We start from the raw sequence: 12,589 nt of genomic DNA on the forward strand, positions 1-12,589 counted from the left end.
TTAATTACTTTTCTGCCTCAGACTGAAGGCGTTGCTTGTAAGCCGCTTTGATTACTTGATCTCTTCTTTTGACGGAAGGTTTGGTGAAAGCCTGACGAGCTCTTAGTTCGCGAACCGCACCGGTTTTGTCAAACTTCTTTTTAAAACGCTTTAGCGCTTTTTCGATGGATTCGTTTTCTTTTACGTTTACAATGATCATAAGTATACACCCCCTTTCGGGTGGCAAAGGTAGAGAAAACTTTTTACAATAAGAAACTTATCGTGTTCAAGATTTTGCGTTTAGTTAGTAAATAAAAAAGTCCAACTCAGTTGAGCTGGACTTTTCTTTATTTGTGATTATTGATTGAATTAGCCTACAACTTTTTCAGCCAATACCACAATTGTATTATTCTTCACCTCAACGACTCCTCCATCTACAACCATGGATTGCTTACCTTCATTAGTCGTAAAGGAAACAGTTCCCTTTGCCAAAGCAGAAACAATTGGAGCGTGATTATTCAACACTTGAAATGCACCGGAAGCACCTGGGAAAGAAGCTTCTGACACCTCTCCCTGAAACACTTTTTTGTCCGGAGTAACAATTTCTAATTGCATGTTAATTTAATTATAGAGTAAACTGTTATTAAGTTAAAAGTGGGTCCTAAAACGCCTAATAACCAATAACTAGTAAAATTTCCCTTACTTCACTTCAGCAAGCATCTTCTCACCCTTAGCGATCGCATCTTCGATGCTACCTACCAAGTTGAAGGCCGCTTCTGGAAGGTGATCCAATTCACCATCCATGATCATGTTGAATCCTTTGATGGTATCTTTGATATCTACCAACACACCCTTCAAACCGGTAAACTGCTCGGCTACGTGGAAAGGCTGAGACAAGAATCGCTGAACTCGACGAGCTCTGTGTACAACCATCTTATCTTCTTCTGAAAGTTCTTCCATACCCAAGATTGCAATGATATCCTGCAATTCTTTGTATCGCTGAAGAATCTCTTTCACACGCTGCGCACATCCGTAATGCTCTTCACCCAAAATATCTGGAGAAAGGATTCGAGATGTAGAATCCAAAGGATCCACAGCTGGATAGATACCCAATTCGGCAATCTTTCTAGACAATACCGTAGTAGCATCCAAGTGAGCAAAAGTCGTCGCTGGAGCAGGGTCAGTCAAGTCATCTGCAGGCACGTAAACCGCCTGTACGGAAGTAATGGAACCGTTCTTCGTAGAGGTAATTCGTTCCTGCATGGCACCCATTTCTGTGGCCAAGGTAGGCTGGTATCCTACCGCAGAAGGCATACGACCCAAAAGTGCCGACACTTCAGAACCGGCCTGTGTGAATCGGAAAATGTTATCGATAAAGAACAAGATATCTTTTCCTGCACCTTCACCATCACCGTCTCGATAATATTCTGCTAGTGTCAAACCAGTCAAGGCCACTCGAGCACGAGCACCTGGAGGTTCGTTCATCTGACCAAATACGAAGGTTGCTTTGGAATCTTCCAGTTTCTTCAAATCTACTTTGGAAAGATCCCAACCACCTTGCTCTTCCAAGGTATGCACGAAGTCTTCACCGTAAGTCACGATACCAGACTCGATCATTTCACGAAGCAAGTCATTTCCTTCACGGGTTCTTTCACCTACACCGGCAAATACAGACAAACCAGAGTAAGCCTTCGCGATGTTGTTGATCAATTCCTGAATCAATACAGTCTTACCTACACCGGCACCACCAAACAAACCAATCTTACCACCTTTAGCATAAGGCTCGATCAAGTCAATTACTTTAATACCTGTATAAAGTACTTCGGTAGAAGTGGATAGATCTTCAAATTTCGGTGCAGATCGGTGAATCGGAAGACGCTTGCCTGCAGGAACCTGAGGAAGACCGTCGATTGCTTCACCTACCACATTGAAAAGACGACCTTTGATCGCATCGCCGGTAGGAACAGAGATAGGTTGACCCATATCTTTTACTTCCATGCCACGAACCATCCCTTCAGATGAGTCCATCGCAATTGTTCTTACCCGGTCTTCACCAAGGTGTTGCTGAACCTCCAAAACGACTGTTTGGCCATTTTCTTTGGTCACTTCCAATGCGTCAAGGATGTTTGGCAGCTTACCGCCTTCGAAGGAAACGTCCACTACGGGTCCGATTACCTGCGTTATCTTTCCAATATTTGCCATTTGATTAGATGAAATGTAAAAAGGATGTGCTTTTTGAATTCGTGCGCAAAATTAATCAATAAAGCCTAATACCAAAGGATATTTGGAAAATTAATCCATTCAATTTCAAAGACCTGTTGAACATAAGCCCTTCTTTCTCCATTTGAAATTTCCTTTCCTTTTAAAAAAGAATTTAGACCGGGTCTCATGCTAGTTTTTTAGTAATTAAATCTTCAAAAACCTCTCATTCTAAAATCCTCCTAGCAAATAAAAAAGCCTTATTCCAATAACGATTGCTGAGGTAGTCTTCCGTCACACCCAAAGATGTCGAGGCATGGATAAAGCGAATATCACCTTTCTGAACTTCGGTGACAATGCCCGCATGAGTAACCCGCTTTTTCCGTTTACCCGTAGCAAAGAAAAGAACATCACCGGGTTTTAAATCTCTGGTAGAAACTTTCACCCCCTGCTCAGCCTGATCGGCGGACATTCTAGGCAAATTGATTCCAACTGAATAAAAGGAATGAAAAAGCAAGGCCGAACAATCCATTCCTGCCCGAGTCGTCCCTCCATATTTATAAGGTGTACCATAATAAGATTTTGCTGTATTGATCACTTGGAAAGCAGGATCATTTTCAGGTATTTTGGAGGATTTACAGGAAAAAATGAAAACACTGAAAATCAGCAATACACAACCCAAACATGGAAGCTTAAACAGTACGAAATTCCGATTAGGCATAGAATCAATTTTAATTACTAATTCGTTTTGATGCAACTAAATTGACCCAAAAAGCATTTATACATCAGCAGTCGGCTGACTATCTTTTGGTTAGGTGACATGCGTCACCGAAACGGACTTTTGTCAGTTTTTAACTTTGTGATATCAAATTTGAAAAACCATATAGAAAATGAATATCCAACAATTTTATGACGAAGGCTTGGCACATGCCAGCTATGCAATTTTAAGTGAAGGAAAAGTAGCGCTGGTAGACCCAGGAAGAAACCCTCGACAGTATTATGATTTTGCAGAAGCAAATAATGCAAAGATCGTAGCCGTACTTGAGACGCATCCCCATGCGGATTTCGTGAGTTCTCACTTGGAATTCCACCAAAATGAAGATGCTACTATCTATGTATCCAAGCTTGTAGGTGCTGAATATCCACATACAGGGTTTGATGAAGGAGATTCCTTCCAAATGGGAAAAGTTACTTTCCATGCTTTGCACACGCCAGGTCACTCTCCAGATTCTATCAGCATTTTGTTGAAAGATGAAAATGGAAAGGACTATGCGCTATTCTCTGGCGACACCTTGTTTATCGGTGATGTAGGCCGTCCTGATTTGCGTGAAAAAGCTGGAAACATGAAGGCGCAGCGCGAAGAATTGGCGAAAATGATGTACCACACTGTTCAGGATAAATTGAAGCCTTTGGCAGATGATGTAATCGTCTATCCGGCTCATGGTGCAGGTTCACTTTGCGGTAAAAACCTAAGTGATGCCCGTCAATCTACCATTGGTGAGCAACGAGCTACCAACTGGGCATTTGGAGACGTAGATGAGCAAACATTTGTAAACTCTTTGCTTGAAGGCCAACCTTACATTCCAAAATACTTTGGCTATGATGTGGACATGAACAAAAAAGGTGCTCCGGCTTACCAGCGTTCTATTTCCCGAGTGAGTATCTGGCCAGAAGGATCCAACATTCCTGAAGGTGCCTTGGTAATCGATACCCGTGAGCAGGATAAGTTCCGTGAAGGACATATCCCAGGCGCGATCAATATCATGAACGGCGGAAAGTTCGAAACTTGGTTGGGATCAATCGTTGGTCCGGAAGAACATTTCTTCCTAGTAGCTGATTCCGCTTCTGAATTGGAAATTTTGATCTACAAAGCTGCCAAAATTGGATATGAGCAATTCATCAAGGGAGCAGTTGTCAATCCAGCTGGAATGACTGAGACTGAAAGCACTTTCGATGTAGAAGCGTTCAAAGTTAATCCAGACGCCTTCACTATCGTGGATATCCGAAGTGCTGATGAGCATAAAAACACCCCAATTTTTGAAGAAAGCATCAATATTCCGCTTCATGAATTGCGTGAGCGCGCAACAGAAATTCCTGCTGGCAAACCAGTCGTGGTTCACTGTGCGGGAGGATATAGATCAGCTGCAGGTTCCAGTATCGTTGCTGGTGCCTTGAAAAATGCGGAGGTACTAGATTTCAGCGAAGCAATCAAAGATTTCCAAGAAGTTGTTCACTAAGCGAACGGCAAAAGTTGATTAATCACCTAAAGTCCCTGAAGTTTTCAGGGACTTTTTTTATTGTTAATTGGTTCAAAAAATTAGAATAGCCCCGAGCATTTTCACTAATTTCGAGACTTAGAAGGAAAACCATGAGTAGGGAAGAATTCAGAAATATGCCTTTGAATCAGAAGATCAAAACCCTCTATATGGAAGGGACCTTTGTGGTTGCTATCCGCTATTACCGGCATAAGATTAATCTTTACCTACTCGAGAATGAATACATCGAAGTTTTTTATAACCACAAGGAGGACAAAATCGATAAGATTGATTTTTTACCAAGAGATCACAGTCGGATGAAATTTTACTTGGATCAGATTAAATTAGCTTGATTCCTCGCAAAGACGCGGCGACGAAATGTTTTTTCCACAAAAAAACCGCAGAATTCACATCCTGCGGTTTTTTTAGCTTTTGATCCTTACAGCTTTCGCTTCAAGAAATCAGTCATCTGTGTGTACAAATGCCAGGTGGTATTACCTCCATAAATTCCATGATTCCGGTTTGGATAATAGAAGGTCTCGAATTGTTTATCTGCTGCAATTAATGCATTGACCAAATCTACTGAGTTTTGGAAATGCACATTGTCATCCCCAGTTCCATGAATCAGCAGAAAATTACCTTTCAGTTTATTCACATGGGTAATTGGACTATTTTCATCGTAACCAGCTGGATTCAACTGAGGAGTTTGTAAGTAACGCTCAGTATAAATGGTGTCATAGTATCGCCAAGTGGTCACCGGAGCGACAGCAATAGCAGTTTTGAATACGTCATTACCGATCATTAGTGCCAAAGAAGACATATACCCACCATAAGACCATCCCCAAATTCCGATACGGCTAGCATCCACAAAGGGCTGCTTAGCGAAATATTTGGCACCTTCGATTTGGTCAATGGTTTCGAGCTTACCAAGATTGGCATAGGTGGCATGCTTGAAATCCCTTCCTCGAGCACCTGTACCTCGATTATCTATACAAGCCACGATGTACCCTTCCGCAACCAAAGCTTGATGCCAGAAATCTCGGGTTCCTCCCCAGGAGTTCCGCACATTTTGAGAACCTGGTCCCCCATAGACATACATCAAAACGGGATATTTCTTGTTAGGATCAAAGTCTGCAGGCTTGATCACATATCCATTCAATTCAGTCCCATCAACAGTAGGAAAACTGAAAAATTCTTTTTCCCCTAAGGCAAAGCTTTTCAAACGCGCTTTCAACTCAGTATTCTCCTCGAGTACTTTCAATTCCTTACCAGAAGCCTCATTTAACGTCACGACGACCGGTGAATCTGTTGTAGAAAAGTAATCAATGAAAAAGCGATGGTCTGGACTCATATTAATACTATGGGTCCCCTTTGCTGGAGTTAATGCTTTTTTGTTTTTACCTGATAAATCAATCACATAAAAATTTCTTTCTAACGGGGAAACTTCCGTAGAAACAAAGTATACTTTTTTGGCTTTCTCATCCACTCCTACCAGTTCGGAAACTTCCCAAGGCCCTGAAGTCACTTGACGTATCAGACTTCCATCCATCGCATGATGATAGATATGCTTAAATCCATCTTGCTCTGAAGTTCGGATAAAGCTTTTGCCATCACTCAGGTATTGCAAATTATCATTGAAATCCAAGTCTACATAAGTTTCCGCTTTTTCAGACAGAATCAATTTGCTCTCTCCGGTAGAAGCATTTGCGTGGAAAAGATCCAATTGATTTTGTAGACGATTGAGACGAATAAAGGCGAGTTGGTTTGGATCCTGAGTCCAATAGATCCGAGGCAAATAAATATCTGTTTCAGATCCCGTATCCATTTTTGAGGTTTGGCCAGAGGCCAAATCATAAACATGAATGCTTACATCTGAATTTTTTTCTCCCGCTTTGGGATATTTGAATCGGTAATCCTCTGGATATAGTTTGCCCCAAAGCTGCATATTGAATTCGGGGACATCGGTCTCATCAAATCGTATAAAAGCAATTTTCTTTCCGTCGGGAGACCATTTGAATGCTTGGGCCATGGAGAATTCCTCTTCATATACCCAATCCGCAGCACCGTTGATGATTTTATTCCATTCCCCATCAGTGGTAATTTGGGTTAGTTTATTACTCGCCAATTCCACCATATAAAGGTCGTTGTCTTTCACAAAAGCAACCTTATCATTATCCGGAGAAAGGGTAGCGTAGGAGATTTTCTCTCCATTCATCAGCTGTTGCTTTTCCCCTGTTGCCAAATCAACCACGTAAAAAATACCTTTCGAGGATCGTCGATAGATGGATTCCACATCGGTTGCGATCAACGCTTTGGACTCATCGGAATTGAAAGAGTAGGAAGAAAAGTTGACTCCAAGAGCTCTGCCATCGAGTAGGATTGCTTCCTCCTCTCCCGTTGCCAAATTAATTTTGACAACCGCCGGGAAGCCAGCACGATTTACGAGGGAACTGTAGTATTGTCCGTCTTTCATCCAATTGATCCCGTAGACTGACTTTTGAGAGAAGGTGCCTTTTTTAAAGACATCCTCCAAGGTCACTTTCTTCAGTGCTTGAGCCTGAAGGCCAATCGCCGCGAAGATTAAGAAAAGAAAAAGAAAACCGCCTTTTTTCAAGCTTTCACTCATATTCAAAGTAATTTTTGGGTGTATACATCGATAGTAGTCGGCGAATATAATACGGCAGTTACCACCCTCCAAGGGCTTTGAGTCCCTTGGAGCGGTTTTTTCTTTGAATCGTCGAAGAGTGAATAATATTTGTTGCATATCTATTAATTTTCCTACTTCGTATAGAAATTTTTCCCCGCATGAAGAAAAAAATTGCCTTGGTAACAGGAGGATTCACCGGCGAATCCGTCATTTCACTGAAAAGCGCTGCAGTTGTCGAAAAAACCATCGATCGGGATCGCTACGATGTATATAAAATTCTAGTATATCCAGGCGATTGGTATTTTGAATCGGCTTCAGGGGAAAAAACACCAGTTGACCTCAATGATTTCAGCGTAAAAATTGAAGATGAAAAAATCACCTTTGATGGGGTTTTCAATATTCTTCATGGCTCTCCGGGAGAAGACGGAAAATTGGCAGGTTATTTTGATATGTTGGGAATCCCCTACACCACCTGCGACCAATTGACCTCAGCCATTACCATGAATAAAGGCTACACCAAAGCCATTGTGGCAGATATCCCGGAATTGAATATTGCCAAGTCCATCCAACTTTTTGAAAATTCTGAGCAAAATAGACATCGGATTGAATCAGAGCTTAAGCTTCCCCTTTTCATTAAACCCAATAATGGCGGAAGCTCAATCGGTATGACCAAAGTCAAAACTTGGGATGAATTGCCTGAAGCCCTGGAAAAAGCCTTTGCCGAGGACAAGCAAGTTTTGGTTGAAGAATTTGTTTCCGGCAGGGAATTTTCGATAGGTGTATTTCGAGGAAAAGGAAAGATCACTGTTCTCCCGGCAACGGAAATCGTCAGTAGCAAAGAGTTTTTTGATTTTGAAGCAAAATATACCGCAGGTGTGACGGAAGAAATTACTCCAGGCCGAATGAACGAAGAGGAGGTTGCCCGAGTGGCACGAATCGTTGAAAAGGTTTATGAAAAGCTAAACTGTAAGGGGGCCGTTCGTATTGATTATTTTCTGGAGCATGAAACAGGAAAGTTTTTCTTCATTGAAATCAATACAGTCCCTGGTCAGACTGAAACTAGTCTAATCTCCCAGCAGGTCCGGGCAATAGGTATGGACGTGAAGGATTTCTATACTCAATTGATTGAGGAGATGTTTGAGTGAGGGTGAGTGAGAAGATAGAAGAAGGGAGTAAATAGTGAGTGGTAAGTAGTAGTTTACCGTCATAACGGGGCAATTTCCTAAAGCTTTTAAAGTTTCCATTTTCACTGGAAGTGCCGAAACTATCTTATAGGTTGAAAGCAAATCTTTAATATGGGAGCCACTATTTCGCCTAGGGTTCATTTCACGAGAGAGGCGAGGTATATCTCAATCGTATTTTGCCGAAAGCCTATTTCATCGAGCGAAGCGAGATGTATTTCCACGGTATATCGCGAATCGTATTTAAGCAAAGCAGTATTTCACCAAGCACATATTTCCTACAATTTCCTTCCTCAATGAATGGGAATATTTAACTTTGTCCTCTGGTAACCAATCCCAAATCTCCATGAACGAGCGCTATATGAAGCGCGGTGTTTCCGCCTCCAAAGAAGACGTGCATCAGGCCATCTCAAACCTAGATAAAGGCCTTTTCCCCAAAGCTTTTTGTAAAATCGTTGAAGACACGCTCGGGAATGACCCTGATTTCTGCAACATTATGCATGCTGACGGAGCAGGCACAAAGTCTTCACTAGCTTACCTCTATTGGAAAGAAACAGGAGATTTAAGTGTTTGGAAAGGAATAGCTCAGGATGCCATCATCATGAATATTGATGACCTCCTTTGTGTAGGAGCTATTAACAATATTTTGGTTTCATCCACGATTGGAAGGAACAAGAATCTTATCCCGGGAGAAGTTATATCAGCCATCATCCAAGGCACTGAGGAAGTTTTGCAAATGCTCCGAGACAATGGGGTGAACGCCATTCTAACCGGAGGAGAAACGGCTGACGTTGGAGACTTGGTTCGAACGGTAATTGTAGACAGCACTGTGACTTGCCGAATGCCTCGAGAGGAAGTAATTTCAAATGATCGAATCCAGGCAGGTGATGTCATTGTAGGATTGGCTTCCTATGGCCAAGCAAATTATGAAACTGAATATAATGGAGGGATGGGAAGTAATGGATTGACTTCTGCCCGCCATGATGTTTTCAATAAGCTATTAAAAACTAAGTATCCGGAATCCTTCGATCCGGCAGTACCTGATGAATTGGTTTACACCGGGAAATACAATTTGACCGATCCTGCTCCGGGTGCTCCGGTAGACATGGGTAAATTAGTCCTCTCTCCTACTCGAACCTATGCCCCGATCATGGCAGATGTGTTGAATTATCTTCGACCCCATATTCATGGATTGGTTCACTGCTCTGGAGGAGCCCAAACCAAAGTGCTACATTTCGTAGACAACCTCCACATCATCAAGGATGATTTGTTTGAAATGCCCCCTCTTTTCCGAATCATACAAGAAGAAAGTGGCACGGATTGGAAAGAAATGTATAAGGTCTTCAACATGGGTCATCGGATGGAAATTTATTTGGATGAGCGCTACGCAGAGGAAATTATCGATATCGCTGAATCCTATGGAATAGAGGCAAAAATTATCGGACGGGTGGAGCCCTTTGAAGGTAAAAAAGTAACGATCCAAAGTCCATTTGGAACCTTTGAATATTAATCCATGGCTGAAAAAACTGCATTGAAAAAATTTGGAAAGGTCCTGCTTGGGATCTTTCTTTTTTTGGTGTTTTTGGCAGTTGCAACAATCACCCGGGTCGACCGAAGCCCGATAGACGATCAGGATTTTTATCGGGAGACTTTTCAAAATCTGGAAACCCTCCCGATGCAGAACAGTCAGGGTCAAACTTGGCTGGCAGGATGGGGAAAAACCAACATGACTCCTCCTGAACCCGTGGATTTGGTAGGCTATGCTCCTCGGGGTCCTTATGAATTTGTAGAAGACAGCAGCTTTGTCAAAACAATCCTTCTCAGTAATGGAAAAAGTCAAGTTGCTTGGCTGAGCTACGAATTACTGATCGTTCATCCCTATTTGGCAAAATTTGTCGAATCGGAAATCAAAAGCCAATTCCCGGAGATTGATCAGGTGATTTTTACTGCAACGCATACCCATTCAGGAATGGGCGGCTATATGCCGGGACCTGTTGGAGAATTCGCTTTTGGTGGGTTTCAAGAAGAAATCATCCAATTGATCAGTCAGCGAAGTTTAGAAGCCCTTGAACAGGCTCAAAGTAATCTGGATACCGTTTCTATCAACTTCCGGAAGGCTGATGCCGGGGAATTAGTTGCTAACCGATTTATCAAAGATGGACCTACAGACCCCTTTGTCCGTCAATTGATTTTAACCAAAAAGTCAGGTGAGAAAGCCACTTTTCTAACCTATTCGGCTCATGCTACCTGTTTGAGTTCAAAATTCATGGGGCTATCAGGAGATTATCCTTATTATTTGATGCAGCGGATGGAGGAAAAAGGGTTTGATTTTGCACTTTTTGCTTCCGGGACGGTTGGATCTCATAAACCCTTGCCTTCCGGAAATCAGCCTGAAGCCATTCAAGGCTATGCCCAAGATTTGGATTCGATCAATCAGCTGAAAATGACGCGGTATGCCACCGTCAAAAACCCAAAATTGGAATTTGGCAGACTAGATCTCAACCTTCGAGAACCGCATCTTCGCATTGCTGACAATTGGCGCATCCGTCCTTGGCTATTTGACTTTTTGGTTGGCGATACAAACCCTCATTTGGACATCCTTCAAATTGGAAATACCCTTTTCATTGCTTCCAGCGGGGAGATATCAGGCGTTTTTTATGAAAAATGGGAAAACCAAGCCAATACCGCAGGACTTAATCTGATTATCACCACTTTCAATGGAGGCTATATTGGATATATCACGCCCGATGAACTCTATGATGAGCATTTTCATGAAGTGCGGGAAATGAATTGGTATGGACCGGGAAATGGGAAATATTTTGATGATTTGATTACCCAAATTATCAAGAATGCTACGCCTTAGAGAGTTTCCAAACCTGACTTCGAATCCACCCCTCTTTCCATTTTTTTTCATCAATCAACTTAAACCCATTCTCCTCTAACCATTTTCCATAATCAGGGAAATCATGCCGGGGGTGTTGAGTAATCACTCGAAAAACACGTATCATCAAGTAGCTCACTAATTTTTGGAAGGTATTTTTTGGCGGAAAAAAATCCGATAAAATCAATTGGGCGCCGGGATTAAGTTGCTTCTTGAGTTCAGTAAATAAAACCTGAAAATCCTGGTCAGACATGGTGTCCAATACAAAAGGCAAAATCACCCAATCGAAGGGTATTTTTGAATAAAAAGCTCCCAAATGAAAGGTGAATTGACTGTCTTTCATGTTTTTCCTCGCGGCTTCAAGCATCCATTTGGAAAGTTCCCAGTATTCTCCTTTCCACCTTGAAGCAAGGTCCTGATAATCCAATCCATCTCCACCCCCGATGATTAGAATATTCCCTTCAATCTCTGAAGTAAGAAAATACCGATTAGCCAGAGCAAGCTGTTTCCCGAAAACCAGTTCAGAAAATCGGCGATATATTGGAGCAACCCACCGATACTTATCTTCCATTTTGCTAGCTCAAAAAAGTTAAAAGCGCAGGAAGAACAAAGGTCCATTCCATGCTTATTCGTTTCTTTTCAGCATCCATTTGATCCTTTTTGAAGATAAACCAATGGCTTAATGTCATCAAAAAAAGAAATGCTGCAAATAATCTGTAGAAAGAGGGAGCAAAAAGCAAAACCAAAATCAACATCGAAAAAAGCCCATACATCAAATAGATAACCCAACGCCTTAAAATCACAGGATCTACCTCTTGAGACACTGAAAAAAACCCAGCCAAACGATCTTCCTCTTGATCTAAAAGAGAGAGGATTAACAAATTCAGAATGGCCAATAAAACGTACAAAATGAAAAATATTCCTTGCCAAGTAGATCCATCCAAAGGATTTGATTTTAAAAAAGGAAGCCAGAATATCCCAGTCACATAAAATAAAGCAATTGAAAATTCCTTCATCCAGCCCTTTCCAAATTTCAAAACCAAAAAACGGATTCCGCCAATCATGGCTCCCAACAAAAAAGTCAGTTGCAGTTCTAAACCCCAACCAAACCACCAAAAGCCCCCGATTAATCCAACTACCGCTAAGACTCCAACTCCAATCAAAACAGGCATTCGAGCTTGATGGTGAAAACGTCTTCTTCCAGAAAGTTTGTTACCAACTTGATTTGCGTCGATGAAATGGTCCAGATTATAAATGCACCACACCGCCATTCCCAATAGCGCATAAGGTTGCCAGGGCAAATCGACATGAAACAACCTGGAGAAAAAAAGCATCCCTGCTAGAGCTCCCAAGACTACATCAATGGAAAGCCAGGATATCCAGCGAATGATTTTTTCGAAAAATTGCATTTGGTAAAATTAGGTAGCTCCAAGAGAGAAACAAGGAT

At 41.9% G+C, this 12,589-nt stretch carries 12 protein-coding genes; 5 read left to right on the plus strand and 7 right to left on the minus strand.

Annotated features, from left to right (window positions below; all coding sequences use genetic code 11):
- Positions 1-4 precede the first annotated feature (4 nt).
- From rpsU to HWE15_RS01570, 4 genes are all read right to left on the minus strand, one after another.
- A complete protein-coding gene (gene rpsU / locus HWE15_RS01555) occupies positions 5-199 on the minus strand; it encodes a 30S ribosomal protein S21 (RefSeq protein ID WP_135075686.1) in 195 nt (64 codons plus the stop codon).
- A gap of 149 nt (positions 200-348) precedes the next feature.
- Positions 349-594, minus strand: a complete 246-nt coding sequence (gene atpC / locus HWE15_RS01560) for an ATP synthase F1 subunit epsilon (protein ID WP_290505738.1) — start codon at positions 592-594, stop codon at positions 349-351.
- Positions 595-678: 84 nt separating this feature from the next.
- Positions 679-2,181, minus strand: coding sequence for a F0F1 ATP synthase subunit beta (gene atpD, locus HWE15_RS01565; RefSeq protein ID WP_290505739.1), 1,503 nt, complete (start codon positions 2,179-2,181; stop codon positions 679-681).
- A gap of 223 nt (positions 2,182-2,404) precedes the next feature.
- Positions 2,405-2,899 carry a C40 family peptidase gene (locus HWE15_RS01570; RefSeq protein WP_290505740.1) on the minus strand — a complete coding sequence of 165 codons (495 nt, stop codon included), beginning with the start codon at positions 2,897-2,899 and terminating at the stop codon, positions 2,405-2,407.
- A gap of 169 nt (positions 2,900-3,068) precedes the next feature.
- On the opposite strand from HWE15_RS01570, the gene HWE15_RS01575 reads away from it, so the two are divergent.
- Positions 3,069-4,415, plus strand: coding sequence for an MBL fold metallo-hydrolase (locus HWE15_RS01575; RefSeq protein WP_290505741.1), 1,347 nt, complete (start codon positions 3,069-3,071; stop codon positions 4,413-4,415).
- A gap of 131 nt (positions 4,416-4,546) precedes the next feature.
- Positions 4,547-4,786: a hypothetical protein gene (locus HWE15_RS01580; RefSeq protein WP_290505742.1), complete on the plus strand. Its 240-nt coding sequence runs from the start codon at positions 4,547-4,549 to the stop codon at positions 4,784-4,786.
- Positions 4,787-4,872: 86 nt separating this feature from the next.
- Here HWE15_RS01580 and HWE15_RS01585 read toward each other — a convergent pair whose 3' ends face one another.
- On the minus strand, positions 4,873-7,059 hold the full coding sequence (locus tag HWE15_RS01585; protein ID WP_290505743.1) for a S9 family peptidase: 2,187 nt from the start codon (positions 7,057-7,059) through the stop codon (positions 4,873-4,875).
- 179 nt (positions 7,060-7,238) lie between these two features.
- Here HWE15_RS01585 and HWE15_RS01590 point away from each other — a divergent pair, with 179 nt between their 5' ends.
- The 3 genes from HWE15_RS01590 (at position 7,239) to HWE15_RS01600 (ending at position 11,124) form a co-directional block, all read left to right on the plus strand.
- Positions 7,239-8,225: a D-alanine--D-alanine ligase gene (locus HWE15_RS01590; RefSeq protein WP_290505744.1), complete on the plus strand. Its 987-nt coding sequence runs from the start codon at positions 7,239-7,241 to the stop codon at positions 8,223-8,225.
- Between the two features lie 382 nt (positions 8,226-8,607).
- Positions 8,608-9,771: an AIR synthase related protein gene (locus tag HWE15_RS01595; protein ID WP_290505745.1), complete on the plus strand. Its 1,164-nt coding sequence runs from the start codon at positions 8,608-8,610 to the stop codon at positions 9,769-9,771.
- 3 nt (positions 9,772-9,774) lie between these two features.
- Positions 9,775-11,124: a neutral/alkaline non-lysosomal ceramidase N-terminal domain-containing protein gene (locus HWE15_RS01600; RefSeq protein WP_290505746.1), complete on the plus strand. Its 1,350-nt coding sequence runs from the start codon at positions 9,775-9,777 to the stop codon at positions 11,122-11,124.
- Here the strand turns inward: HWE15_RS01600 and HWE15_RS01605 are convergent.
- Together HWE15_RS01605 and HWE15_RS01610 are read right to left on the minus strand one after the other, a co-directional pair.
- Positions 11,114-11,713, minus strand: a complete 600-nt coding sequence (locus tag HWE15_RS01605; RefSeq protein ID WP_290505747.1) for a class I SAM-dependent methyltransferase — start codon at positions 11,711-11,713, stop codon at positions 11,114-11,116. The genes HWE15_RS01600 and HWE15_RS01605 overlap by 11 nt on opposite strands.
- A gap of 4 nt (positions 11,714-11,717) precedes the next feature.
- A complete protein-coding gene (locus HWE15_RS01610) occupies positions 11,718-12,551 on the minus strand; it encodes a hypothetical protein (protein ID WP_290505748.1) in 834 nt (277 codons plus the stop codon).
- Between the last annotated feature and the right edge of the window lie 38 nt (positions 12,552-12,589).

This window comes from Algoriphagus sp. (assembly GCF_013373065.1).
In the GTDB taxonomy this organism is placed as follows: Bacteria; Bacteroidota; Bacteroidia; order Cytophagales; family Cyclobacteriaceae; genus Algoriphagus.